Below are 24,948 nucleotides of genomic sequence, written 5' to 3'. Positions count from 1 at the left end.
ACAGCGATCGGTCAGTCAGTCAGCGCACCGTCACGGCCTGGAGGCCGACGTTGCCGCAGTGCGGCGTGAAGACCTTCTCGACGGTCCAGTTCAGCAGCAGCCTGGCGCCCTTGGGCAGCGTGAAGCGGATGGTGAACTGGGCGCTCTGACTGGTGTAGGGGTCTTCCAGTCGAGCGACTCTGGCGGGCCCGCCGGTGGACAGCCGCGCCTCCAGTCGCCCCCGCGCCATCCAGATGCCGGCGTAGACCTGGACCGTGCGCGGTGCACCGCTGCCGGCGATGGCGAGGCTGAACCCGTTCCCGGCGCCGCAGGTGTAGACGCCGTTGGAGGTGCCGTTCGCCGACCGCTCCGGCGTGCCGTCGGACCAGCGGACGTACTCCTGGTTGCCGTCCCAACCGACCCGCCGGCCGGCGCCACCCCCGTCGATGATCTCGCCGGAGCCGGAGCGCTTGCGGATCGTCGACCTGCCGTCGCGCTCCCCGAAGTGCACCCAGTCCCGGGTGCCCACGGCGGTGAGGTCGACGCTGGCCGGCATCTCCGCCCGGCTCAGTGACAGCGCCGTCGAACCGGGCCTGGCCGGCGGTGGAGCGGGCTCGCTGGCCGGCGGCGTCGGGTCGGGCGAGGGTGGGCGCTGACGCGGACGCAGGCCCGGCGTCGCCGGTCCCGCCTCGCCGGTGCGCCCGTCGGCCGCCGGGAGACCGGGGGAATGGGCGACCCCGGCGGGTACGCCACCCGGGCCCGCCTGGTCGTCGTCGGGCTCCGGACCGGACCGGGTGCTGAGGTACGAGATCAACACCACCAGGCAGACGAGTACGGCGGCACCCTCCACCGCCCAGCGTCGCCGCCGTCGGGCGCGGCGCGACACGCTGCGGGTCACCCCGGCGGTCATGGCACCCGGACGGTGCCTCGGCGGCGCGTCGCCAGCCCTCGAACCAGCCTGCGCGCGGTCTTCGTCCGCCACCGACCCCTCCCACTCCGCCGCCCGGCCGTCCTGGACCGCCGCGGGCCACACCGTCCACTGTGGGCCGTTTCACGTATACGCGGGCGTGGACGACACGCTAGATCCGGACTGCCGGACGTGTCCAGCCCACCACCGGACGCGGCCGGACAACTCAGACCCGACCACACGCACACGTGGGCAGAACGGCGCCTTCCGCGTCAGCCGATCCGGAAGCCGAGCAGCTGCGCGATGACCATGGCCTGCTCGGCGTCGATGACCGCGCCGGCCCGCTCGACGACCGTTGGGTCCAGCGCGGTGAGATCGCTGCCCCGCAGGTCGGCGCCGCCGAGCCGGACGTTGGTCAGCTGCGCGCCGGAGAGATCGACACCGGTGACGGTAGCACCGGTGAGGTTGGCCCTGGTGAGGTCCACCTCGCGCATCCGCACCCCGGTCAGCCGCACACCGCGCAGATCGGCGCCGGGCAGCGCGGCGAAGGACCAGTCGCCGCCGTCCACCGTCAACGGACGCAGGTCGCACTCGCTGAAGGTGCTGCCGACCAGTTTGCAGCCGGTGAACTCGGCCTCGAAGAAGTTGCACCGCCGAAAGACGCACCGGGTGAAGGCGGAGTCGACATGCCGGGAGGCGTTGAACGCCACGTTGCCGAACGTGCAGCCGGTGAAGACCGCGCCTCTGCTCACCGCCTCGGTCAGGTCCACCCCGAAGAACTCGCAACCCACGAAGTGCCGGTCGGTCAGCTCCTCGCCGTACCAGTCCTCGTTGCGAAAGGTCACGTCCTCGGTCAACTCCGGCATCCGGCCAGGCTAGTGGGCAGCCCCGACAGCCGGCGGCCGGCGGGCCGATGCCGACCCCCTTCCGGCGTCGGCGTACCGACAAGTAGGTTCGGCGGTGTGAGTGTGGCTCGGAACAGCGACCCGGATCAGATCGGTTTCGACCCGGCGCGGCTCGCGCGGATCGACGAGCACTTCGGCCGGTACGTCGACGACGGCCGGCTGGCCGGCTGGCAGGTGGTGGTCACCCGGCAGGGCAAGGTGGCGCACTCGTCGACGTACGGGCTGCGCGACCGGGAGTCGGGCGCGCCGGTCGAAGCCGACACGCTCTGGCGGATCTACTCGATGACCAAGCCGGTCACCTCGGTCGCGGCGATGATGCTGTGGGAGGAGGGCCGGTTCGAGCTGACCGACGAGATCAGTCGCTGGTTGCCCGAGTTCGCCGACCTGCGGGTCTACTCCAAGGGGTCGGCGCTCAAGCCGTACACCGTGCCGGCGGTCGAGCCGATCCGGGTCTGGCATCTGCTCACCCACACGGCCGGCCTGACGTACGGCTTCATGCAGACCTCGGTGGTCGACGGGCTCTACCGGGCCGCCGGCTACGACCTGTACCCACCGGCGGACGTCGACCTGGCCGGCGCCTGCGCGGCCTTCGGCGAGCTACCGCTGCTGTTCCAGCCCGGCTCGGCGTGGGGTTACTCGGTCGCCACCGACGTGCTCGGCCGACTCGTCGAGGTGATCTCCGGGCAGAGCCTCGACGCGTTCTTCGCCGACCGGATCTTCCAGCCGCTGAGCATGACCGACACCCGCTGGTGGGTGGAGGGCGACGAGGCCGACCGGTTGGCCGCGCTCTACGTACCGGAACCACGCAGCGGCCGGGCCGTCCGCTACGACAGCCTGGGGTCGCTGGCGTTGCGCAAGCCGGCGCTGCTCTCCGGCGGCGGCGGCCTGATCTCCAGCGCCGCCGACTACCACCGGTTCACGTCGATGCTGCTGCGCGGCGGCGAGCTGGACGGCGTACGGCTGCTCGGGCCCCGCACGGTGCGGTTCATGACCCGCAACCACCTGCCCGGCGGTCAGGACCTCGGCACCCTGTCCACCGGCGGCTTCGCCGAGACCACCCTGGACGGGATCGGCTTCGGCCTCGGCTTCGCGGTGGTCGACGACCCGATCCCCAGCCGGGTGCCGAGCAGCGTCGGCGAGTACTACTGGGGCGGGGTGGCCAGCACCGCGTTCTGGATCGACCCGGCCGAGGAGATCACCGCGCTGCTGTTCACGCAGTTGATGCCGTCGAGCACCTATCCGCTCCGCTCCCAGCTGCGCCAACTCGTCTACGCCGCCCTGGTCGACTGACCGCGGTTGCCGCTCGCGTGCGGGCGGTGATGATCCCCCGGCGGGCGGGTCAGTCGGCGAGCCGGGCCGGGAAGCCACCGGTGGCGATCGGACCCCAGGCGTCGATGGTGACCCGGATCAGCGACTTGCCCTGGCGCACCATGGCCGCCCGGTAGTCGTCCCAGTCCGGGTGCTCACCGGAGATGCTGCGGAAGTACTCGACCAGCGGCTCCAGCGCCTCGGGCAGGTCCAGCACCTCGGCGGTGCCGTCGATCTGCACCCAGGGGCCGTTCCAGTCGTCACTGAGCACGCAGGCCGAGACCCGGGGGTCGCGGCGGAGGTTGGTCACCTTCGCGCGCTCGGGGTAGGTGGAGACGACCAGCCGTCCCTGCCCGTCGACCCCGGCGGAGACCGGGGACGACTGCGGGCGTCCGTCGGCTCGGGTGGTCATCAGCAGGACGCGGTGTCGCGGCCGGATGAAGTCGAGCAGGCCGTCCCGGTCGACCCGGGTGTTCCTTGCGATGCTGCGTGCCATTCCTCGTTCCTACCAGGGCGCGGGCGCAGCGACGGCGGCGGGTCAGCGGGGTCGGGCCGCGGCGTGGCGCTCCGCCTGGGTGGGCACCCGGGGCCGGCTGGACGGACGCCAGGCCCGACCGTTGGCGTAGATCACCCGAAAACCGAGGTACGACGCGAGTGGCGCCCAGTGGGCGGAGCCCATCCGCAGTTCGGCGGCATTGTGTCGCTGGCCGTTGGTGAGCACGTCGAGAAGGACGGTTTCGAAGGCCGCCGATTCGACCCAGTCGACTTCTCGGGTGAAACCGCAGATCAGAGCGGCTCCGGTGACCTCCAGGAACTCGCGCAGCACGGCGTCCGAGGCGCGCAGCACCGAGCAGCTGCCGAAATAGAGTCGCCGCCCCTCGGCGCGGCCGGCCATCAGCTCGGCGACCTCGTTCAACTCCACGGACTGCCAGTCGGTGAGGCAGAGCCGGCTCGGTTCGCCGTGCATGGCGAAGAAGCCGACCCGGTGGTCGGCGTACTGCTTGAGCAGCCAACGGTCCAGGAAGTAGAACAGCTCGTCGCGGGTGGCCGCGTCCTTGTGGATGAAGCGGATCTTGCCCAGCCGCTCCAGCAGCTCCAGCGTGGGCAGCACCGAGCCCCGCTCGTTGAGGTCACGGTGCCACTGACCCTCGACACAGAAGACGCCACCGCGTGCCACGCGCACCTCCGCCAGTCCGCTGCCCGGGGCTGACGTTACCGGCCGCGATCACCCCGGGAACATCACCCTCCGTGTGGCGGATTGCGACGTTCGGTGTGCTTGACCTCGGAAGGGCCGATCAGGAGGGAATGGCTGTTTCGCAAATCAGCCGAATTACCAGCCAATACCCAGGTACAGCGGATTATGAGCATGATTCTCGTTAATCACCTCCAACGGCGCGGATCAGTGCGAGGGTAGAAATCACGGGACTTCTCGGTCGATGTCCCGGGAGCCACCCCATTCGCTCTCCTATCGGGAGGACTTCTGTGCGCGTAAACACCTTGAAGCGTGTCGCCGTCGCATTCGCCCTGGCACTACCCGGGGCCGCAATCGCCACGGTGGTCGCCGCACCGGCGGCGCACGCGGACGGCTGTTACACCTGGAACCGCACCCTGACCCAGGGGCGTTCCGGCGACGACGTCCGCCAGTTGCAGATTCGGATCGCCGGGTGGGCCGGCTACCGGGACATCGTGGAGAACGACGGTCGCTACGGGCCGAAGACCGCCGCCGCGGTCAAGCGGTTCCAGCAGGCGTACGGGCTGCGCGCCGACGGCATCGCCGGCCCGCAGACCTTCGGCAAGCTGTACCAGCTCCAGGACAACGACTGCACGCCCGCGCACTTCAGCTTCAGCGAACTCGACAACGGGTGCGGCGGAAGCGGGTGGAGCGGCGGCCCGCTCTCGGCAAGTCAGACGAAGCAGAACGCGCTGCGCACCATGTGGAAGCTGGAGGCGCTCCGCAAGAGCCTCGGCGACAAGCCGCTCTACGTGTCCAGCGGCTTCCGCAGCCGCGCCTGCAACAACCAGGTCGGCGGCGCGTCCGACAGCCAACACCTGTACGGCAACGCGGCCGACGTGATCTCTCGGACGTCGTCGCTGTGCCAGGTCGCCCGTAACGCCCGCAACAGCGGTTTCAGTGGGATCTACGGACCGGGCTACCCCGACCACGACGACCACGTGCACGTCGACTCGCGGCGGGAGAACAACAACGACCGCAGCTCGAACACGACCAGCTGGTCCGCTCCGGACTGCGGGGTCGGCAACTGAGCCGCCCGACCAGAGCGACGTCGGCCCGACGCGGAGGGGGAATCTTCGCGCCGGGCCGACGTCGTGTCGCCCCGGGTCGGGTGGGCGGAGGGGTCGCGCGCTCAGCTCGCCCGGGGCCAGCGCGGCGCGGTGACGGGGGGAGTCACCGGCCGGCCCGCAACGGTGGGCCGTACCCCCTGGGGGACGACCCGCGCGGCCGGTTGCCGCGACGGCCCAGTCGCCGTGAACGGGAAGGGTACGTGCACGAACGGATTGCCGTGCCGGATCAACGCCTCGATCTGCCGCTCGTTGAGCCCGTGCGCCTCCAACACCCGTCGCCCCCAGCGATGCAGGCGGCACGGGTAGGAGGCACCGTCGTTGCGGCACAGCGGCCCGGTCGGCCACTCCTCGGCGGTGTGTACGACCACCGCCCGGACCGCGAGCCGGACATCCTCCGGAGTCAGAGGTGCCGGCATTGGCACCTCACCCAGCACCTGGTCGATGGGATCCGTCGACTGCTCACCAACTCGCATGGCAGGCCTCCCGCAGTTCGGCAGCGGTACGGCGGACCCACCGCACCGACATCCTCGGCCATGGGTACGGCGGACACCGGACGAAAGTTCAATCCACCGGTCGGCACGATCACTTCTGGCACTACCAACGATGGAACAACCAGAAATGAGCGCAACCTCGTCCACGTTGGCGTGACAGATCAAGCGGCCCGACGACCCGCGACCGTCAGACGAGGCCGGCGTCGTGCACGAGCAGCGCCACCTGGACCCGGTTGTTCAGCTCCAGTCGGGTCAGCAGCCGGGAGACGTACGCCTTCACCGTCGCCACACTCATGAACAACTCCCCCGCGATCTCCGCGTTGGTGTGGCCCCGCCCCAGCGCGACCGCCACCTGCCGCTCCCGCTCACTGAGCCCGTTGAGCTGCCGCAGCGCCCGCTGCCGGCGCGGGTCCGGGCCGACCGGGCCGGGGGCGACCCCCGTCACGTGGGCGATCAACGTCCGGGTCACGGTCGGGGAGAGCGTCGCCTCGCCGGCCGCCACCCGGCGTACGGCGTGCACGATCTCCGCCGGTGGGGTGTCCTTGAGCAGGAAGCCGGCCGCCCCGGCGCGGAGCGCCCGCAGCACCTGCTCATCGGCGTCGAAGGTGGTCAGCACCAGCACCTCCGGCGGGTCCGGCTGGGCACGCAGCGCCTCGGTGGCGGTCAGCCCGTCGACCCGGGGCATCCGGATGTCCATCAGCACCACGTCCGGGGCGTACGCGGCGACTGCCGCCGGGACCTCGCCACCGTCGGTCGCCTCGCCGACCACGGTCAGGTCCGGTAGGCCGCCGAGGATCATCGAGAGCCCGGCCCGGACCAGCGCGTCGTCGTCCACGATCAGCACGCGCACCGGCGGCCGGGCGGCACCGGCGGGGCTGGTCACGCCGGCCACGGCAGCCAGGCGGCCAGCCGGAAGTCACCGGTGTCGTCGCGGCCGTAGGCGAGCCGGCCGCCGGCCAGGGTGACCCGTTCGCTGATGCCGACCAGGCCGGTGCCCGCGCCCGGCAGGGTGCCGCCGGCCGGCGTGCCGACCGGCCACCGGTTGCCGATCGCCACGGTCAGCCCGGTGCCCGGCCCACCGGCCACGTCCACGGTGACGGCCGCGCCGGCCGCGTGCTTGCGGGCGTTGGTCAGCCCCTCCTGCACGATCCGGTACGCGGCCCGACCCAGCGCCGCCGGCACCTGCTCCGGTGACGCGACGCTGTCGCTGACGTTCACCCGCACCCCGGCCGTGCGCGACTCGTCGATCAGGGCGGGCAGGTCGGCGAGGGTGGGCTGGGGCGGCTCCGGGGCGTCGCCGCCGCCGTCCTCGGCCCGGAGCACCCCGATCACCTCCCGCAGGTCCTGTAGGGCGGCGTGCGCGCTGCCCCGGATCACCCCGGCGGCGCGGGCCACCTCGTCCGCCGGCGCGTCCGGGCGGAACTCCAGCGCGCCCGCGTGCAGGCTGAGCAGCGAGATCCGGTGCGCCAGCACGTCGTGCATCTCCCGGGCGATGCGGGTGCGTTCGAGATGACGGGCCTGGGCGACCCGCAGCTGCTGCTCGGCCTCGGCCCGCTCGGCCCGCTCCCGCAGCGACACGACCAACTGCCGGCGGGCCCGGACGAACATCCCCCAGGCCAGCACGGTGAAGCTGAGCACCACGCCCCAGGACACGGTGGCCCAGTACGGCATGCTCGGGTCCGGACGGATCCAACTGAAGGCCAGGTTGGTGACGAGACCCGCACCGGTCACCGCGATCGCGATGACCGTCCGTCGGTGTACCACCACAGTGAAGTAGAAGATCAACAGCGGGATGGCGGCGGCCATCGAGAACAAGGTGAGCGGTGTCGTCGCCACCACCAGCCCGAGTGGCCATCGGCGGCGCAACCAGAGCAGCCCGCAGCAGACCAGCCCGATCACTGCGTCGGCGCCGGTCATCCAGTCGTGCGGGAGCGGGGCGGCCATCGCCGGGTCGGGCGACAGGGCGTCGGCGGTGGCGAACAGCACCCAGACCACGGAGACCAGGAACGCGAGGCTGTCCACGATCCAGTCGCGGGTGGTGCGGCGCGGACGCGTCCGCCCACTGTCGGCCGGCACCACCAGCTCCCCTGGCAGCAGCCAGGGGTGCTCCGGGACGGCGAGGCTGGTCACGACGCCATGCTAGGCAGCCGAAGGGCGACCCGACCAGCTACCAAAGTCGATTCCCGGCCGTCGACCAAGGTCGACACGGCACCGACCGCTGGCCGCAGCGGAGGGCCGGGTGGCGCGGGCAGGCTCGACCACATGATCACCGTGGAGAACCTCACCAAGCGATACGGACCACACCCGGCCGTGGACGACGTGTCGTTCCAGTGCGAGCCGGGCACCGTCACCGGCTTCCTCGGCCCCAACGGCGCCGGCAAGTCGACGACCATGCGCATGATCTGCGGTCTCACCACGCCGACCGCCGGCCGCGCCACCGTCTCCGGGCACCCGTACCGGGACCTGCCCAACCCGGGACGGGAGGTCGGGGTGCTGCTGGACGCCTCCGCCCAGCACGCCGGGCGCACCGGCCGCGAGGCGTTGACGCTGTCCGCGTACACCATGGGGTTGGACCGGCGCGAGGTCGCCGCGAAGCTCGACCTGGTCGGGTTGAACGCGGTGGCCGCGAAGCGTCGGGTCCGGGCGTACTCGCTGGGCATGCGCCAACGGCTCGGGCTGGCGCAGGCGATGCTCGGTGACCCTCGGGTGTTGATCCTCGACGAGCCGGCCAACGGCCTGGACCCGGAGGGCATCTTCTGGATGCGCGGCCTGCTGCGCGACTTCGCCGACCGGGGCGGCACCGTGCTGCTCTCCTCCCACCTGCTGCGTGAGGTGGAGGCGGTCGCGGACCGGCTGGTGGTGATCGGGGGTGGCCGGATCGTGGCCCAGGGCGACAAGAACGAGCTGCTGGCCGGGGGCGGCACGGTGGTCCGGGCCCGCGACGGCGCGGCGCTGCACCGGGCGCTGTCGGTGGCGGGTCTGACCGCCGCCGACAGCGCCGACGGTCTCCTGGTACAGGCCGACGCCGAGGCGGTCGGCCAGGCGGCGGCCGATGCCGGCGTCGCGCTGGCCGAGCTGCGTCCCGCCGGCGGCGGCCTCGAGCAGCTCTTCCTGACCCTGACCGCCGGCGAATCCACCAAGGAGGCCGTCCGATGACCACCACCACCGCGCCCGCCGCCGGTGCCGTCGCGCCCCGGCACCTTTCCCCGGTACGCCGTCCGTCGCTGCTCCGGCTCACCCACGTGGAGCTGCGCAAGCTCGTCGACACCCGCGCCGGTCGCTGGCTGCTGATCACCATCGGCCTGATCACCGCCGTGATCGTCACCCTGCAACTGGTCTACGCCGACGACACGGCACAGACCTTCGTCAACTTCTTCACCCCTTCGCTGCTGCCGATCGGGGTGTTGCTGCCGGTGCTCGGCATCCTGTCGATCACCAGTGAGTGGTCGCAGCGCACTGCCCTCACCACGTACGCGCTGGTGCCCCGCCGGGAGCGGGTGGTGGTCGCGAAGCTCATCGCCGTGTCGCTGACCGCGCTCGCCTCGGTGCTGGCCAGCCTCGCCGTCGCCGCCGTGGGGACGCTTCTCGCCGGAGCCCTCGGCGGCGCGGGCACCTGGCAGATCGACGGGTCACTGGTGCTGAACGCGGCGATCTTCCAGGTCACCGGTGTGCTGATGGGTGCCGCTTTCGGCCTGCTGCTCCTCAACCCGCCGCTGGCGATCGTCGGCTACCTGCTGCTGCCCACCCTGTGGGGGGTGCTCGGCGAGGTGGTCAAGCCCCTGCGCGGTCCGTCCGAGTGGCTGGACACCAGCAAGACCATGGAACCTCTGTTCGGCAGCGACGCGCTCACCGGTGAGCAGTGGGGGCGGATCGTGGTCTCGCTGCTCGTCTGGATGGTCCTCCCGCTGGCCGCCGGACTGGTCCGGACGCTGCGCCGCGAGGTGTCCTGACCATGGACGAGGCCGGTTACCGTCCGCGCACCGTGGTCAGCGGAGGCCCGCTGGAGCTGGCGGTCCTGTGGGGTGGCTTCCCGCTGCTCGGCGCGGGCGCCGGATGGCTCCTCGCGGCGACCACGGGCTGGCTCGCCCGGCTGCCCTGGGTGCCGTTCGGCTTTCTGTTCGAATGGCTGGACCGGCTGCCCGAACCGCAGGCCACCGGCGGCACCATCGCGGTGGGCGTGGTGGTCGGCCTCGTCATCGCCGGGATCGGCACCGCCGAACGGCTGATCGTCACCGTCGACGCGGCGCAGGTCCGGCTGCGCCGCTCCGACGAGAACCGGACGGTCGCACGGGTCGACACCCGGGTGGTCCTCCTCGCCGACAAGCACCTGGTGCTCCTCGACGCCGACGGCGCGGAACTGGTCCGGGAACCGACGGACCTGCCCGCCGCACACCTGGCGGCGGCGTTCCGGGCGCACGGCTGGGGATGGGCGGACGACGACCCGCACCGGTCGGCGTACCGGCTGTGGGTGCCCGACCTGCCCGGGTTGCCGGCCGGCGCGGACGCGTTGCTGCGGGCCCGGGACCGGGCGATCCAGCGGGACCGCCGCGACGACGCCCGGGAGTTACGCCGCGAACTGGGCCTGATCGGGGTGGTGCTCCGCGACGAGGACAAAAGGCAGTACTGGCGGTTGACCAGCCGGGCCGTCGCACCCGGGCCGGAGCAGCCGACTTCGACCGAGCGGGAGGCGAACGGGCGGTAGCGTCTGTCCCAGTAGACCCTGGGAGCCGCGCGATGACCGAACAGCAGCCGTACCGGGTGGTGTCCCGACACCCCGGTTTCGAGCTGCGTCGGTACCCCGCTCATCTGGTGGCCGAGATGCAGATCCAGGCCTCGTTCACCCGGGCGCCGATCGAGGCGTTCCGGCCGCTGGCCGCGTACATCGGGGGCGCCAACCGGGCCCGGCACCCGATCGGTTCGGCCGCGCCGGCGATGGCGGCGGCCGGCGGCTCGGAGAAGATCGCCATGACCGCGCCGGTGGTCCAGGTCGAGGGCGAGCAGCCGGGGGCGTACCTGATCCAGTTCGTCATGCCGGCCACCGCCACCACCGCCACCCTGCCCGAGCCGGTGGACGCCCGGATACGCATCCGCGAGGTGCCGGCGCAACTGGCGGCGGCGATGCGCTTCTCCGGGCGGTGGACGGAGCAGGCGTTCGGCCAGCGGGCCACCATGCTCGGCCGGTCGGTGACCGCGGCTGGGCTGCAACCCACCGGCGCCATCCGGTACGCGCGTTTCGACCCACCGTGGAAGCCGTGGTTCCTGCGCCGCAACGAGGTCGTGCTGCCGGTCGTCGAGTGAGCTACCGGAGCTGCCGACGGTCGTCGACGCTCGGCCGAGCCAGCAACACGGCCATTCCCAGCCCGGCGAGCAGCCCGGCCAGTGAGAACAGCAGATCGGAGTCGGCGGCGTGGATCGGGCTGTTGCCGGCCAGCGCGGTGAACGTCGCGCCGACCGGCAGCACCAGCATGGGCAGGGCCGTGGCCACCAGGAACACCATCGGTCCCACCAGCGCGAGGAGAGCGGCCAGGGCGTGGTGCCACCAGATCGGCCGGCCACCCGGCCAGTCCCAGGCCAGCAGGGTGACCCCGGTGAGCAGCACCGCCCCGAGCGCGGCCTCCGGCAGCAGGCGCGTGCCCGGCTCGGCGGCACGGACCAGCCCGACGCCGAGCAGGGCCACCACGGTGAGGCCAGCCGCCAGCCCGACGCGAGCCCAGGTCCGCGCCGGAGCCGCCGCCACCGCGGCGACGACGGTCAGGACCACCAGCAGCGCCGCGGTGAGCAGGGCACCCTGGTTCAGCTCCGGCTCCCGGTCGGTCGGTGACTCGATGGCGGCCGCCACCAGCGTCAGCACCCCGGCCACGCAGGCGGTGCCGGTCAGCACCCGCCGGTCGGCGGCCGGCGCGGTGCCCGGCTCCCCCGTTCGCGGCCGGCGGCGCTCCCACCACAGCAGCACCGCGGCGAACACGCCGAGCACACCACACCCGGCGACCGCGAGCAGCACCGTCGCGTCGACGCCGATCGGATCGGCCCGGTCGATCGCCAGGTCGGCGGCGACCCAGCAGCCGCCCAACACCACCGCCGGGCCGCCCCACCGCAGCTGCCCCCGACCGGCCAGCACCAGCCCGAGCGGCACCGCCATGATCGCCATGAACCGCAGGTCGCGCGCCCAGTAGGTGTTGTTCCCCGGCAGGGTCTCCGACCACGGGCCGAGCGGTTCGGTCAGCGGTTGCCACCAGGTCATGCCGTACGCCCAGAGCACCACGGCGGCGGCGGAGAGCAGCAACCCGAGCGGGCGCGCGTATCGCATCCGTGGACGGTATCGGCTCGCTCGCCTTCGCGGGGGGCGCGGTCAGCCGACCAGGCCGACCGGTGACCGTGCCGGACGGTGACGCAGCAACCGCCACGTCGGCAGCACGCTGGACAGCACCGCGAAGAGCAGGCACAGCCCCACCACCCCGGCGACCACCGGCCACGGCATCACCAGGTCGACGGGGGCGCCGACCTGCTCGGCGAGGCCGGCGCTGATGCTGAGCAGCCCGACGAACGCCACGGCCCCACCCAGCAGCGAACCGATCAGCACCACCAGGGCCGACTCCGCCGTGACCAGCCAGATGACCTGCCGTCGGGTCGCCCCGGCCAGCCGGATCAGGCGGAGATCGGCGGCTCGGCCCGCCGCGGCCAGCAACAGCGTGTTCGCCACCGCGATCGCCCCGTAGCCGGCGGACACACCGATCAGCAGCAGGGTGAAGAGCCAGACGAGGCGGTCCTCGGCGGCGTCCGCCTCGGCCGCCCAGGCCGGGACGTCGAGGATCCGCGCGCCGACCGGCGGATCGATGCGGTCCCGGACGTACACCGTGGATGTCAACGCGGACGGGTCGTGCGCTCGCACCACGGCCCGGGGTACGAGCAGGTCGCCGGGGATGGAGGTGTCGGTGACCACGGCGACGACGCGCAACGACACCGACGTCCCGTCGGCGAAGACCACCGGGTACGGCTCGGACGGCAGTCGGTTCGCCGAGGCGGTGACCACCACCGTGTCGTCGCCGGTCAGGTCGTTCAGCGTACCGGCGACGACGGTGAGCACCCGGTTCGCGGCGGCGAAGCCCTCCGGTTCCACGCCGAGCGCGGTCATCGGCTGGTTCTCCGGCGACGTCCCGGGTTCGGTGCGGTAGACGGTGGTCGGCAACAGGGCGGTGCCGCCCGTCGCGGCGACGGCCTGGTCGGAGAGGCCGGGCGCCCGGTCCGGTACGACGATCCAGCCGGCGTTCACATTGTCCACCCGACCGGCCGCGTACGCGGCGCTGGTGGTGCGCACCATTCCGGACACCAGCACCGCGAACGCGACCGTGAGCAGCACCGGTGCGGCGATGGCGGCGGTCCGCCGGGTCGCGGTCAGCGCCCCGCTGCGCACCAGCATCCCGATCGCCCCACCGGGCCGACGCACCGGCGAGCGCAGCACCCGCACCAGCGGCCCGACCACCACCGGGGCGAGCACGGTGGCACCGGCCACCAGCGCCATCACCGCGTAGAGCGCGTACTGCCCGGCCACCCGAGCCTCGTCGGCGGTCGCCGTGCCCAGGCTGAGAGCGGCCCCCGCCGCGACGAGCAGCACCCCGGTGGCGGCGCGCAGCCGCCCGATCGGTCGCTGTTCCACCGCGGCGTCACGCAGCGCCTCCAACGGGCGGACCCGCGCCGCCCGGCGCGACGCCGACCAGACGGCCAGCACCGCGATGACCGGCCCGGCCGCCAGCGAGACCGCGATCGGCCAGAGGTCGTAGCCGACCCGGAACGTCGACGGTTCGTAGCCGAAGTCGACGAGCAGCCGACCCAACGACGGGGCGAGCGCCGCGCCCAACAGCAGGCCGACCAGCCCCGCCGTGGCACCGACGGCGAGCGCCTCCGCGTAGACCATCCGGCGGACCTGGCGTCCGGTGGCGCCGACGGCGCGCAGCAGGCCCAGCTCACGGCGGCGCTGCGCGATGGTGAACGCGAAGGTCGAGGCGACCACGAACACCGTGACGAAGCTGGCGAGGGCCACCGTGGCGCTGAGCACCTGGAGACCGATCCAGCGGGTGCGGGCGTCACCGCGAGGCTCCAGCGCCCCCCGGGCGTCGCCGGTGAGCACCCGTCCGTCACCGCCGACGACTCCACGAGCCGCCGTGGCGACCCGCTCGGCGTCGGCCCCCGGCGCGAGCATCAGCCCGATCGCCCGGACGCCGGGCGCGAGCGCGGCGGCGACCTCGTCGGCGACGTGCACGCCAGGCCCGTCGACCAGACCACTGACGGTGTACGGTTCCGGCCCCGCCGCGGTCAGCAGGGTCACCGGCGCGCCGGCGCGCAGGCCGAGCGCCCGGTCGACGACCACCTCGCCGGGCCCACGCGGTGGCTCGCCGGCGGTGAGGCGGACCCCACCCAGCTGGGCGCTGGACCAGCCGTGCCCCTGGTAGGCGTCCTCCCGCCGGGTGTCGACGGCTGCGGGCCGGCCGTCGACGAGCGGCTGCGCGTAGAAGGTGCGGTCCGGCACCGCCGCGACGACGTCCGGCAGAGCGGCCAGCCTGCCGACGTACTCCGCCGCCGCGCTGGCCGACCAGGGCCGGGTCGGCACGAACTCGTCAGCCGACGCGCCCGCCTCGGGGCTCTGCACCACCACCGCCGCCCGGGTCAACCGGTCCGGCACCTGCGGACGCCCGGAAGCGAGCAGCAGGGTGGCCGCCGCGACCAGCATGACCCCGATGGCGACGGCCACGAACGCGCTGGCCGACCGCCGGACGCTCAGCACGACGACTCCGCGACGGCTTCCCGCTCGGCGATCCGGGCGGCGACGGCAGTGGCGGTGATCTCGCCGGTCAGCTCGTCGACGACCCGGCCGTCAGCCAGCAGCAGGACCCGATCGGCGTACGCGGCGGCGGCGGGATCGTGGGTCACCATCACGACGGTCTGCCCGTGGTCGTCGACGAGCGCGCGCAACAGCCGCAGCACCTGCCGGGAGGACGCGCTGTCCAGTGCCCCGGTCGGTTCGTCGGCGAAGACCACCGCCGGGCGGGTGATCAGCGCTCGGGCCACGGCGACGCGCTGCTGCTCGCCGCCGGACAGCTCACTGGGCCGGTGCCCGGCCCGGTCGGCGAGTCCGACGGCGTCGAGGGCGGCGGCGACCTCGTGGGCCGGCGGGCGGCGGCGGGCCAGCCGTGCCGGCAATTCGACGTTCTGCGCGGCGGTCAGGGTGGAGACCAGGTTGAACGCCTGGAACACGAAGCCGATCCGGTCCCGCCGCAGCCGGGTCAGCTCGTCCTCACCGAGGTCGTTGAGGCGGGTGCCGTCGATCGTGACGACCCCCTCGGTCGGGCGGTCCAACCCCGCCGCGCAGTGCAGCAGGGTGGACTTTCCCGAGCCCGAGGGGCCCATCACCGCCGTGAACGTACCGCTCGCGAAGTCGGTGGTCACGCCGTCGAGCGCCGTCACCCGCCGGCTTCCGGTGCCGTACACCGCGCGCAGCCCCACCAGGGTCACCGTGTGTGTGGTCATGACCGTTACCGTGCCGAATGCCGGGGCTGCGGCGCGTCGTGCCGGGGCGGGCACTTTCCGGCCCTCCCCCGGGTGGAGTCGGAGGCCCGGAGGCACCGGCGCGTCGTCCTGTGGGATGACCGCCCACAGGCGGACGCGGCCGGCCCCGACGGCCGATACCGTTCGACGGGTGACCGCTCTCCTGCTGACCCGACGGATGCGGCCGGCGGACCTGTACACCGTGGACGCTCTGCTGGCGGTGGCCGTCGGTGGCCTGCTCTGCCCGTACGCGGCGTTGGAGTCGCCGCTGCACGGTGGCGTACGCGAGCCGCTCTGGGTCTCCGTGCTGGTGGGGCTGGCCCTCGGGCTCCCGTTGGCAGTGCGGCGACGGTGGCCGATGACGGTGGCCGCCGTGATCAGCTCCGTCGCCACCGTTGCCCTGGTCACCGGTGTGATACCCAACTTCGCAGCCGCCGCGCCGGCGCTCGCCATCGGCCTGTCCTTCTACACGGTGGCGGTGTCGACACCCACCCGCCGGTCGATGCTCTGCGCCGCCGGTTGTCTCGCGCTGGTGAGCGTCGCCCTGGTGCTGACCGCGGGTGACCTCTGGTCGCGGACCGGCGCGGTCGTCTACGCCGCTGTCATGGTCGCGCCGGCCTGGGTGATCGGATGGCTGATCCGGGAGCGCCGCGCCCTCGCCGTCCGGCAGAGTGACCACCTGGTCCGTCAGGCCGCCACCGAGGAACGGTTGCGGGTGGCGCGCGAGCTGCACGACGTGGTCGCGCACACGTTGAGCCTCATCGTGGTGAAGGCGGCCGTCGCCAACCACGTCGCCGAGGCCGACCCCCGCGAGGCGGGCGCCGCGCTGCGGGTGATCGAGCAGACCGGCCGTACGGCGCTGACCGACGTGCGTCGCGTGCTCGGCGTCCTGCGGGAGGACAGCCCGTACGCGCCGACGCCCGGGTTGGACGAGTTGCCGGTCCTCGCCCGGCAGGCCGCGATCGGCGGCGTCGACGTGCAGCTCGACGTACGGCGGGAGGAACCGGCCGGCGCGGTGCCGGAGTCGGTGGGCCTCGCGGTGTACCGGATCGTGCAGGAGGCGGTGACGAACGTGGTGAAGCACGCGGCACCGGCCGCCTGCCGGGCTACGGTGACCGTCCTACCCGACGAGGTGCGGGTGGAGGTGACCGACGACGGCCAGCGGCCGGTTCTGCTCGGCGGGGAGGGGCACGGGTTGATCGGCATGCGGGAACGGGTGGCGTTGCACGGCGGGGAGTTCCGTGCCGGCCCCCGCGCCGACGGTGGTTTCGCGGTGACGGCCAGCCTGCCCTACCGGGTGGCGGCGTGATCCGCGTCCTGATCGCCGACGACCAGGCGCTGCTGCGCGGCAGTTTCCGGCTGCTTGTCGACCTCAGCCCGGACTGCACCACCGTCGGCGAGGCGGGCACCGGCGCGCAGGCCGTCGCGTTGGCCGAGCGGCACCGGCCGGATGTGGTGTTGATGGACGTCCGGATGCCGGAGATGGACGGCATCGAGGCGACCCGGCGGATCTGCGCCGACCCGGCGACGGCCGGCAGCCGGGTCATCATCCTGACGACGTTCGACCTCGACGAGTACGTCTACGGCGCGCTGCGCGCCGGGGCCAGCGGGTTCCTGCTGAAGGACACCCCACCGGCGGACCTGCTGACCGGGATCCGGGTGGTCGCCGCCGGGGAGGGGCTGCTCGCGCCGACGGTGACCCGCCGGCTGATCGACGAGTTCGCCCGGCAGCCGGAGCCGACCCGTCCGCTGCCCCGGCAGCTCGACGGGGTGACCGACCGGGAACGGGAGGTGCTCGCGCTGATCGCCCGGGGCCTGTCCAACGCGGAGTTGGCCGCGCACCTCAACCTCAGCCAGGCCACCGTCAAGACGCACGTCGGGCGGCTGCTGACCAAGCTGGCGGTACGCGACCGGGCGCAACTGGTCATCGTCGCGTACGAGACGGGCCTGGTGGGGCCGGGCGGCCTACGCTGAGCCGGTCGGCCCGGACCCGAGGAGGAGCCGTGACCCGGTACGTCGCCCTGCTGCGTGGGGTCAACGTCGGCGGCAGCACCCGGCTGGCGATGGCCGACCTGCGCCGGATCGTCACCGACCTCGGCCACGAGGACGTCAAGACGTACCTGCAGAGCGGCAATGTGGCCTTCGGCAGCACGGTGCGCGACGCGGAGAAGCTGGCCGCCGGGATCGAACGGGCGCTCACCGACGAGTTGGCGTTGACGGTGCCGGTACTGGTGCGCAGCGGCCGGGAGTTGGCGGCGATCGCCGGCGGCAACCCGTACGCCGACCGGGAGGACGACCCGACGCGACTGTTGGTGGCGTTCCTCGCGACCGCGCCGAAGGCGTCCATGGTGGACGCGCTCGCCGTGCCCAACGGCGAGAACGTGTCGTTCACGGTGACCGGCCGGGAGGTGTTCCTGCACTACGTCGGCGGCGGCTACGGGCGCTCGAAGTTCACCAACGCGTACCTGGAGAAGAAGCTGGGCGTGGTGGCCACCACCCGCAACTGGAAGTCGGTGCGGGCCCTGGCCGAGCTGACCGCCGGCTGAGCACGGTGGGGGCCGCGGCCAGCGACCCCCACCGGCGCGGCTCAGAAGTGGTACGCGGTTTCGTACTCGGGCACCAGCACCCGGCTGCGCGGCGAGATCCGGCGGATGGCCGCGATCATGTCGTTCAACCGGGCGCGGTCGGTCTCGGCGACCGTCGGCGGGTTCTGCAACGCCGTCTCGAAGTTGTCGTAGTGCACCGGCACCACGACCTTCGGGTAGTCGAGGCCGGCCAGCAGCCGGGGCAGGTAGTCGCCGGTGGTGGTGGCGTTCTGCATGGCCACCATCGCCACGTCGGGCGCGAGCCCGGTGAGGTTCCGCTCAGCGACGTCGCTGGCCCCGGTGAAGTAGACCGACGGGCCGCCGTCGACCCGCAGCAGGTAGCCGAGCGTGTCGCCCTCGGGCAGGTCGGCGATGGTGGCCGGCTGCGGTGGCGGGGTCACCCGCACCCCGGGAAAGGCCACCGAGTACGACGGGTTACGGCTGTGCAGTGAGCCGACCACCTCGACGCTGTGGTCGCCGAAGTCCAGCACCTCCCCACCCTTCACGGCGCTGAGCTGCGTCGACGGCAACCCGTAGGCCAACCCCAGGTGGTACGCGGTCAGCGTGCCGAACACCCGCGCGCCGGTGCGCCCGGCGATGTACGGCACGTCCATGAAGTGGTCCCAGTGGGTGTGCGTGACCAGCACCGTCATGGCCCGGTCGACGCGCGGGTCGATCACGTCGGGGCGCACGGTCAGCGGGGTGTCCGTCCGGAACGGCCCGGTGAACAGCCCGGTGTCGATCCGGCTGAGGAACGGGTCGACGAGGACGGTGCGGTCGCCGATGTCGACGCGCCAGCCGGCCGTACCCCACCAGCGGAAGCTGACCGCCCGCTTCGGGCGAGCGGTCGGTGCGGGTGCGGCGGTCGAGGGTGCGGCCTGCGCCGGGGTGGCGACGCCGGCGGCGAGGCCACCGGCGGAGACCAGTGCGGTGGTGGCGGCGGCGTCGCGCAGGAAGCGTCGGCGGTCGAGACTGGGCATGCGGTTCCACTCCCCGTGGTCGGGCGTCTGGGTCGACCACGAGCCAAGCAGCGCCACCGGGCCGCAGTCCAAGATCGAAGGCCGTCGGCTCCGATATGCCCGCGGATATCGGTGCTGCCCGGTGGGGGTGCCACGGCGTTCGGACGGGCGCGAAATCAGTCGCCGCGCAGCGCCTCGACGGCCGTCCGGGCCGCCTCCCCCATCGCCAGGTCCACGTCGATGCGGCGCGGAGTCAACTGTTCGGCACGGGCGAACACGGCTATCGCGTACCGGCCCCCGTCGGGGTATTCGGCGACCCCGGCCTCCAGGTGGAACCCGGGCAGGGTGCCGGTCTTTCCGGAGACCCGGACGCCGGGCGGGAAACCGGCGGCCAGTCGGGTCCAGAAGATCTGCCGGGCCATCCAGGTGCGGACCATCGCGCAGGCCGCCGCTGGTCCGGCCTCGTCCCGCCAGATCAGCGTGAGCAGCCGGGTGATCTCCCGGGCGGTGCTGGACGTGGTGTGCGCGGGGTCGAAGACCCGCATGGCCCGGACCTGGTCCGCCGGCAGCGTCGGGAAGATCCGGGCGAACTCCGCCTCGGTCCGGGCGCCCACGTCGGCGAGCATCATCTCGACCAACTCCCGGGGACCACCGAGAAGACGGGTGCGGGTCAGTCCCAACTCGGCGGCGAGCATCGGCAGCAGGTCCGGGCCGACCCGGCGCAGCAGCAGGTCGGCGGCGGTGTTGTCGCTGACCGACATGGCGAAGTACGCGAGGTCGCGCAGCGACACCTCGGCGTCGTCGGCGCAGCCGGCCAGACCCCACCCACCGAGCCGGTCGGCGGCGGTGACCACCACCCGCTCGGTCGGGTCCAGCTGACCGGCCTCCACCTGCCGGGCGAACTCCAGCACCAGCAGGATCTTGAAGATCGAGGCGATCACCGCCTGCTCGTCGGCCCGTACCCCGACCTCGCGGAGGCCGCCGCCGACCGGGCCGCCGCCGTCAGTCGTGCCGCCGCCCTCGACGGCGCTCAGGTCGACGGCGTCCAGGTCCACGACGTGCAGGCTGGCCGTCACCCCGACGGCGGCGAAGATGGCCTCGATGCGTTCCCCCACGTCCACCCCGGCACGGTATCCAGCGGCGCCGGGGCGGCGCTGGCGTAGGGTCCCGGCCGTGGATCTGCTCCGGCACCTGCGGCACTTCGTGGTGGTCGCACACGAACTGCACTTCGGCCGGGCCGCGGAGCTGCTCGGGATGGCCCAGCCACCGTTGAGCCAGTCGATCCAGCGGCTGGAGCGGGAGTTGACCGTCGAGCTGTTCGACCGGTCCCGCCGCCAGGTCCGCCTCACCACCGCCGGTGAGCTGCTGCTCGGCGAGGCGGAGGAACTACTCGCCGGTGAGGGTCGACTGCGCAGCCTGATGGGGCAGGTGCGCGCCGGTGAGCTGGGCGTACTCCGGGCCGGGGTGCCGCCGGAGACACCCGCCGTGACGCTGCGCTCGCTGCTGGACGGCCTCAACGACCGGGCGCCCGGGCTGGACGTGGAACTGCACGAGCTGACCACTGCCGAGCAGGTGCGGATGCTCGCCGAACGGACCCTGGACGTGGGGCTCGTTCATCACCCGGTGGCGGCGGACGGGCTGCGTTTCGGCGCCCCGGTCGACGTACCCCTGGGGGTGCTGCTGCCGCGCACCTCGCCGCTGGCCCGCGGCCGTACGGTGTCACTCGCGTCGCTCTCCGGCCGGGATCTGGTGGCCGCGCCCCGCGCCACCGCCCCCGGCTGGCACGACCACCTACTGACGGTGTGCCGGCAGCACGGTTGGCGCCCGACCCGGGTACGCCCGGCCCGCAACCCGGAATTCCTGTGCGGGTTGGTGCTGGCCGGAGGCGGGGTGGCCGTGGAACCGGCGGCGGTGGCCCGCCGGGAACCCCGGATCGCGTGGCGGCCGATCGTCGACGCGCCGCTGGCGAAGCGCACCTCGGCGGCCTGGCCGGACCGGTCGGCGCACCCTGCGGCGGCGATGTTCGGCCAGCTCGCCGCGGAGGTGCTGGCCGACGCCGAGCCCACCGCGCCCGCGCCGCCCGCGACGTCGGTGCCGGCGGCACGCCCCTGGCCGGTGCTGTTCGACACGACCGGGTGAACCGATTCGCCGTTGCGTTCGTCACGCGCGGTTGGGCGGTGATTCGTCCACCCGCCCGGGTATGGATGACAGGTAACAAAGACGCGAAGGAGCTGCAGTGGCAATCACGATTCCCGACATCAGCCTGAACGACGGCACCACCATTCCGCAGCTCGGTTTCGGGGTGTTCCAGATCGAGCCGAAGGACACCGTCGCGGCGGTGACCACGGCGCTGGAGATCGGCTACCGGCACATCGACACCGCCCAGATGTACGGCAACGAGGCCGAGGTCGGCGAGGCGGTACGCGTCTCCGGTCTCGACCGGGGCTCGGTCTACGTGACCAGCAAGCTGAACAACGCCTTCCACCGCCCCGACGACGCCCGCAAGGCGTTCGACTCGACGCTCGCGGCGCTGAAGATGGACTACATCGACCTGTTCCTGATCCACTGGCCGCTGCCGACCCTGTACGACGGCGACTACGTCTCGACCTGGAAGGTGCTGGAGGAGATCCAGCGCGACGGCCGGGCCCGCTCGATCGGCGTGTCGAACTTCCAGGTGTCGCACCTGAAGCGACTGGCCGACGAGGCGAGCGTCGTGCCGGCGGTCAACCAGATCGAGGCGCACCCGTACTTCACCAACGACGAGGTCCGCGCCTACGGCCGCGAGCACAACATCCTCACCGAGGCGTGGTCGCCCATCGCGCAGGGCAAGGTGCTGGGCGACCCGACGGTGGTCGACATCGCCGAGCAGGTCGGCCGGACCCCGGCGCAGGTGGTGCTCCGCTGGCACGTGCAGCGCGGCGACATCATCTTCCCGAAGTCGACCACCCCGAAGCGGATCGAGGAGAACACCCGGATCTTCGACTTCGAGCTGGACGACGTGGCGATGGAGCGGATCACCGAGCTGGACAAGGGCGAGGCCGGCCGGCAGGGCCCGCACCCGGACACCTTCGCCTACCTGCCCAACTGAGCCGAACCGCCGGGTCTCCGGCGGCTATCCGGCGGTGATGTTCCCGCGAGCGCCATACCGCACAGTCATAACGATGACTGTGCGGTATGGCGCTCTTCGGTGAGGTCAGGAGCCGACACGTTCGGCGACCCGGCGGAACGCCGCCTGGGTCGGCGAACCGGGCTCGGGAACGTAGACGATCATCCGCTGGTCGGTCTCCGGCACCAGCAGCACCCGGCACTCGAACTCCAACAGCCCCAGGTCCGGGTGTGGCACCCGCTTCACGATGGGCCGGCGTTCCTCGACGTCGTGCTCGGCCCAGAGCTGGGCGAACCGCGGCGAGGTGCCGAGCAGCTCGGTCACCAGCTCACGGATCGCCGGGTCGGCCGGATAACGACCGTAGGCGGCCCGCAGGTCCGCCACGGTGCTACGGACGAACCGGAGGGTGTCGGCATCGGTCCAGCGGCTGCTGGTCGCCGGCTGCCGGAACGCCCAGCGGATCATGTTGCGGTCCGCGTCCGGCACGGCCGCGAGATCCCCCACGAAGTAGGTGGCCAGCCGGTTCCAGGCCAGCACCTGGTACGCGGCGTCGACGAGGTACGCCGGCGTCTCGGTCATCGCGTCGATCAGGTGCCGCAGCCCGGGTGGCACCACCCGGCTCGGCCCGCCGGCCGGCGGCGCGGTCTCCCCGGCGACCCGGAACAGGTACTCGCGCTCGTCCCGGCTCAACAGCAGCGCCCGGGCCATTGAGGCGAGCACCTGCCGGGACGGGTGCGGCCCGCGGCCCTGCTCCAACCGGATGTAGTAGTCGATCGACATCCCGGCGAGTTGGGCTACCTCCTGCCGGCGCAGCCCGGGGGTGCGCCGGCGTTCGCCCTCGGGGAGCCCGACCTCGGCGGGGCGCAGCCGGGCGCGGCGGGTGCGCAGGAACGCCGCCAGTTCGTCACGACGCAGGTCGGTCATGTGTCAAGCGTGCCTCAGCCGGTGGCGGCGAGGGTGGTACCGCCGATCCCAGCCTCGGCCGGTCTCTCCCGCCGGGCGGGCCGGACGGGCACCGTCGAGGGCATGACCACGAACAGGATCGCCCTGATCACCGGGGCCAACAAAGGAATCGGCTTCGCCACCGCCCGACAGCTCGGCGCCCTCGGAATGACGGTGCTGGTGGGCGCGCGGAACGCCGAGCGGGGCCGAGCCGCCGAACGGGAGCTGCGCGACGGCGGAGCGGACGCCCGGTTCGTGCCGCTGGACGTCACCGACGCCGAATCGGTGGCAGCCGCCGCAAAGCTGGTGGAATCGGAGTACGGCCGGCTGGACGTGCTGGTCAACAACGCCGGCATCTTTCTCGGCGACGGCCCGCGGGCGCTGCCCAGCGCGACGACCGTGGCGACGCTGCGCCGGGTGTACGAGACGAACGTGTTCGGGGTGGCGACGGTGACCAACGCGCTGCTGCCGCTGCTGCTGCGGGCCCCCGCGGCCCGGATCGTCAACGTCTCCAGCGAGGTCGGCTCGATCGCGGTGATGACCAACCCGGACGGCGCGCTGTTCGAGCTGGCCTCCGTGCCATACCCGTCGTCGAAGGCGGCGCTGAACATGCTCACCGCGATGTACGCCAAGGAGCTGCGGGACACCCGGATCAAGGTGAACGCGGCGAACCCGGGCTACTGCGCCACCGACTTCAACGGCAACAGCGGTTTCCGCACCGCCGAGCAGGGCGCCGAGGTGAGCGTGCACCTTGCGACGCTGCCGGCCGACGGACCGAACGGGCTGCTGTGGGGCTTCCAGATGGACGCCGGCGGTGGGTACGGCGTGCTGCCCTGGTGACGATGAGCGCTTGACCTGGAGCGCGCTCCAGGTTGCAGGGTGATCGGTGCGCCCACCGGTAGGGCGCGCGAGAGGAGACCCCCATGCGGTACCGCACGATCGGCACCGACCCGGCGACCCGACGCGAGGTGAGCGTGCTCAGCCTCGGCGCGATGCTCTTCGGCAGCGCCACCGACGAGGCCACCTCGTACGCGATCCTGGACCGGTACGTCGAGGCCGGCGGCACGTTCATCGACACGTCCGACAACTACGCCTTCTGGGTGGACGGCGGGCAGGGCGGGCAGAGTGAGGAACTGCTCGGCCGGTGGCGGCGCAGCCGGGGCGTCGGCACCGAGATCGTCATCGCCACCAAGGTGGGTGGCCGGCCGTTGGCCCCGGGGACCAGCTACCTGGACAACGCCGAGGGCCTCTCTGCCAAGGTGATCCGCGAGTCGGCGGAGCGCAGCCGGGAACGGCTCGGTGTGGAACGGCTGGACCTGCTCTACGCGCACATCGAGGACCGGACGGTGCCGCTTCAGGAGACCGTGGAGGGCTTCGCCGACCTGGTCGCCGAGGGCACGGTGGGCCTGCTGGGGGCGAGCAACCACCGGGCCTGGCGGGTCGAGCGCGCCCGCGCGTTGGCCGCCGCCGCCGGCCTGCCCGGGTACGAGGTGCTCCAGTACCACCGCAGCTACCTGCCCAACCGCACCGACCTGGCCAGCGCGCTGGACCCGGACGGCGAGCCGGGCGGTGTCAGCGGTGACCTGCTCAGCTACCTGCGTGCCGAACCCGCGCTGACCCTCGTGGCGTACTCGCCGCTGCTCAAGGGGGCCTTCACCCGGGCGGACAAGCCGCTCAGCGAGGCGTACGACCTGCCGAGCGCGCCGCGCCGGATGGCCGCGCTGCGGGAGGTGGCCGGGCAGACCGGCGCGACCGTCAACCAGGTGGTGCTCGCCTGGTTGCTGGGCGGCGACCTGCCGTCCATCCCACTGGTGGGCGCCTCGTCGGTGGCTCAGCTCGACGAGAGCCTGGCCGCCGTGGACCTGGAACTGACCGCCGAGCAGCGGCACCGCCTCGACACCACCTGGTGACCTGCCACCAGCCGC

The 24,948-nt window shown here is 72.8% G+C and carries 26 protein-coding genes; 13 read left to right on the top strand and 13 right to left on the bottom strand.

Translation table 11 applies throughout. From position 1 onward, the window contains the following. Positions 1-19 precede the first annotated feature (19 nt). Both EV382_RS30845 and EV382_RS30840 read right to left on the bottom strand, forming a co-directional pair. The gene (locus EV382_RS30845) at positions 20-961 is read right to left on the bottom strand and encodes a hypothetical protein (RefSeq protein ID WP_130407700.1); all 942 of its coding nucleotides are present in this window, start codon (positions 959-961) and stop codon (positions 20-22) included. A gap of 197 nt (positions 962-1,158) precedes the next feature. Next, positions 1,159-1,752: a pentapeptide repeat-containing protein gene (locus EV382_RS30840; RefSeq protein ID WP_130407698.1), complete on the bottom strand. Its 594-nt coding sequence runs from the start codon at positions 1,750-1,752 to the stop codon at positions 1,159-1,161. A 96-nt stretch (positions 1,753-1,848) separates the two neighbouring features. Here EV382_RS30840 and EV382_RS30835 point away from each other — a divergent pair, with 96 nt between their 5' ends. After that, a complete protein-coding gene (locus EV382_RS30835; RefSeq protein WP_130407696.1) occupies positions 1,849-3,081 on the top strand; it encodes a serine hydrolase domain-containing protein in 1,233 nt (410 codons plus the stop codon). 49 nt (positions 3,082-3,130) lie between these two features. On the opposite strand, the gene EV382_RS30830 is transcribed toward EV382_RS30835, so the two are convergent. Together EV382_RS30830 and EV382_RS30825 are read right to left on the bottom strand one after the other, a co-directional pair. Continuing rightward, on the bottom strand, positions 3,131-3,595 hold the full coding sequence (locus EV382_RS30830; protein ID WP_130407694.1) for a PPOX class F420-dependent oxidoreductase: 465 nt from the start codon (positions 3,593-3,595) through the stop codon (positions 3,131-3,133). Between the two features lie 42 nt (positions 3,596-3,637). Beyond that, positions 3,638-4,276: a DUF6642 family protein gene (locus EV382_RS30825; protein WP_130407692.1), complete on the bottom strand. Its 639-nt coding sequence runs from the start codon at positions 4,274-4,276 to the stop codon at positions 3,638-3,640. A 305-nt stretch (positions 4,277-4,581) separates the two neighbouring features. Between EV382_RS30825 and EV382_RS30820 the strand changes: the two genes are divergently transcribed. Next, on the top strand, positions 4,582-5,361 hold the full coding sequence (locus EV382_RS30820) for a D-Ala-D-Ala carboxypeptidase family metallohydrolase (protein WP_130407690.1): 780 nt from the start codon (positions 4,582-4,584) through the stop codon (positions 5,359-5,361). A 101-nt stretch (positions 5,362-5,462) separates the two neighbouring features. Here the strand turns inward: EV382_RS30820 and EV382_RS30815 are convergent, their stop codons facing one another. The 3 genes from EV382_RS30815 to EV382_RS30805 form a co-directional block, all read right to left on the bottom strand. Further along, complete coding sequence (locus EV382_RS30815; RefSeq protein ID WP_130407688.1) at positions 5,463-5,873, bottom strand: hypothetical protein; 411 nt, start codon at positions 5,871-5,873, stop codon at positions 5,463-5,465. 205 nt (positions 5,874-6,078) lie between these two features. After that, positions 6,079-6,792 carry a response regulator gene (locus EV382_RS30810; protein WP_130407686.1) on the bottom strand — a complete coding sequence of 238 codons (714 nt, stop codon included), beginning with the start codon at positions 6,790-6,792 and terminating at the stop codon, positions 6,079-6,081. Further along, complete coding sequence (locus tag EV382_RS30805; protein WP_130407684.1) at positions 6,771-8,021, bottom strand: sensor histidine kinase; 1,251 nt, start codon at positions 8,019-8,021, stop codon at positions 6,771-6,773. The genes EV382_RS30810 and EV382_RS30805 overlap by 22 nt, the downstream gene beginning before the upstream one ends. A 132-nt stretch (positions 8,022-8,153) precedes the next feature. Here EV382_RS30805 and EV382_RS30800 point away from each other — a divergent pair, with 132 nt between their 5' ends. The 4 genes from EV382_RS30800 to EV382_RS30785 are packed head-to-tail and all read left to right on the top strand — an operon-like array spanning position 8,154 to position 11,189. Then, positions 8,154-9,047, top strand: coding sequence for an ABC transporter ATP-binding protein (locus EV382_RS30800; protein WP_130407682.1), 894 nt, complete (start codon positions 8,154-8,156; stop codon positions 9,045-9,047). After that, a complete protein-coding gene (locus EV382_RS30795) occupies positions 9,044-9,841 on the top strand; it encodes an ABC transporter permease (RefSeq protein WP_130407680.1) in 798 nt (265 codons plus the stop codon). The genes EV382_RS30800 and EV382_RS30795 overlap by 4 nt, the downstream gene beginning before the upstream one ends. Positions 9,842-9,843: 2 nt before the next feature. Then, positions 9,844-10,593 (top strand): YqeB family protein, encoded by a 750-nt coding sequence (locus tag EV382_RS30790; RefSeq protein ID WP_130407678.1) that lies wholly within the window; start codon positions 9,844-9,846, stop codon positions 10,591-10,593. Between the two features lie 32 nt (positions 10,594-10,625). After that, positions 10,626-11,189, top strand: coding sequence for an SOUL family heme-binding protein (locus tag EV382_RS30785; protein WP_130407676.1), 564 nt, complete (start codon positions 10,626-10,628; stop codon positions 11,187-11,189). Between the two features lies 1 nt (position 11,190). On the opposite strand, the gene EV382_RS30780 is transcribed toward EV382_RS30785, so the two are convergent. The 3 genes from EV382_RS30780 to EV382_RS30770 are packed head-to-tail and all read right to left on the bottom strand — an operon-like array spanning position 11,191 to position 15,413. Next, the gene (locus tag EV382_RS30780) at positions 11,191-12,198 is read right to left on the bottom strand and encodes a hypothetical protein (RefSeq protein ID WP_130407674.1); all 1,008 of its coding nucleotides are present in this window, start codon (positions 12,196-12,198) and stop codon (positions 11,191-11,193) included. A gap of 42 nt (positions 12,199-12,240) precedes the next feature. Next, positions 12,241-14,670 (bottom strand): ABC transporter permease, encoded by a 2,430-nt coding sequence (locus EV382_RS30775; protein WP_244236865.1) that lies wholly within the window; start codon positions 14,668-14,670, stop codon positions 12,241-12,243. Next, complete coding sequence (locus EV382_RS30770; protein ID WP_130407672.1) at positions 14,664-15,413, bottom strand: ABC transporter ATP-binding protein; 750 nt, start codon at positions 15,411-15,413, stop codon at positions 14,664-14,666. The genes EV382_RS30775 and EV382_RS30770 overlap by 7 nt, the downstream gene beginning before the upstream one ends. Positions 15,414-15,582: 169 nt before the next feature. Between EV382_RS30770 and EV382_RS30765 the strand changes: the two genes are divergently transcribed. Genes EV382_RS30765 through EV382_RS30755 form a run of 3 tightly spaced genes read left to right on the top strand, consistent with a single transcriptional unit; the run spans position 15,583 to position 17,977 of the window. Continuing rightward, positions 15,583-16,740, top strand: a complete 1,158-nt coding sequence (locus EV382_RS30765) for a sensor histidine kinase (RefSeq protein WP_244236864.1) — start codon at positions 15,583-15,585, stop codon at positions 16,738-16,740. Next, entirely contained in the window at positions 16,737-17,405 is a 669-nt protein-coding gene (locus EV382_RS30760) for a response regulator (RefSeq protein WP_130407668.1), read from the top strand. The genes EV382_RS30765 and EV382_RS30760 overlap by 4 nt, the downstream gene beginning before the upstream one ends. A gap of 29 nt (positions 17,406-17,434) precedes the next feature. Then, complete coding sequence (locus tag EV382_RS30755) at positions 17,435-17,977, top strand: DUF1697 domain-containing protein (protein WP_130407666.1); 543 nt, start codon at positions 17,435-17,437, stop codon at positions 17,975-17,977. Between the two features lie 41 nt (positions 17,978-18,018). Here the strand turns inward: EV382_RS30755 and EV382_RS30750 are convergent, their stop codons facing one another. Together EV382_RS30750 and EV382_RS30745 are read right to left on the bottom strand one after the other, a co-directional pair. Then, positions 18,019-18,996, bottom strand: coding sequence for an MBL fold metallo-hydrolase (locus EV382_RS30750; RefSeq protein WP_130407664.1), 978 nt, complete (start codon positions 18,994-18,996; stop codon positions 18,019-18,021). A gap of 155 nt (positions 18,997-19,151) precedes the next feature. Beyond that, entirely contained in the window at positions 19,152-20,096 is a 945-nt protein-coding gene (locus tag EV382_RS30745) for a serine hydrolase (RefSeq protein WP_130407662.1), read from the bottom strand. Positions 20,097-20,148: 52 nt separating this feature from the next. Here EV382_RS30745 and EV382_RS30740 point away from each other — a divergent pair, with 52 nt between their 5' ends. Then, positions 20,149-21,114: a LysR family transcriptional regulator gene (locus EV382_RS30740; RefSeq protein ID WP_130407660.1), complete on the top strand. Its 966-nt coding sequence runs from the start codon at positions 20,149-20,151 to the stop codon at positions 21,112-21,114. Between the two features lie 97 nt (positions 21,115-21,211). Beyond that, positions 21,212-22,063, top strand: a complete 852-nt coding sequence (locus tag EV382_RS30735; protein WP_130407658.1) for an aldo/keto reductase — start codon at positions 21,212-21,214, stop codon at positions 22,061-22,063. Positions 22,064-22,168: 105 nt separating this feature from the next. Here EV382_RS30735 and EV382_RS30730 read toward each other — a convergent pair whose 3' ends face one another. Then, complete coding sequence (locus EV382_RS30730; RefSeq protein ID WP_130407656.1) at positions 22,169-23,005, bottom strand: helix-turn-helix transcriptional regulator; 837 nt, start codon at positions 23,003-23,005, stop codon at positions 22,169-22,171. A 102-nt stretch (positions 23,006-23,107) separates the two neighbouring features. Here EV382_RS30730 and EV382_RS30725 point away from each other — a divergent pair, with 102 nt between their 5' ends. Continuing rightward, the gene (locus EV382_RS30725; protein WP_130407654.1) at positions 23,108-23,863 is read left to right on the top strand and encodes an SDR family oxidoreductase; all 756 of its coding nucleotides are present in this window, start codon (positions 23,108-23,110) and stop codon (positions 23,861-23,863) included. An 83-nt stretch (positions 23,864-23,946) separates the two neighbouring features. Further along, positions 23,947-24,933: an aldo/keto reductase gene (locus EV382_RS30720; protein ID WP_130407652.1), complete on the top strand. Its 987-nt coding sequence runs from the start codon at positions 23,947-23,949 to the stop codon at positions 24,931-24,933. Positions 24,934-24,948 lie beyond the last annotated feature (15 nt).

This window comes from Micromonospora violae, assembly GCF_004217135.1.
GTDB classification, from domain to species: Bacteria; Actinomycetota; Actinomycetes; order Mycobacteriales; family Micromonosporaceae; genus Micromonospora; species Micromonospora violae.
This window is presented reverse-complemented; position numbering and strand designations above follow the sequence as displayed.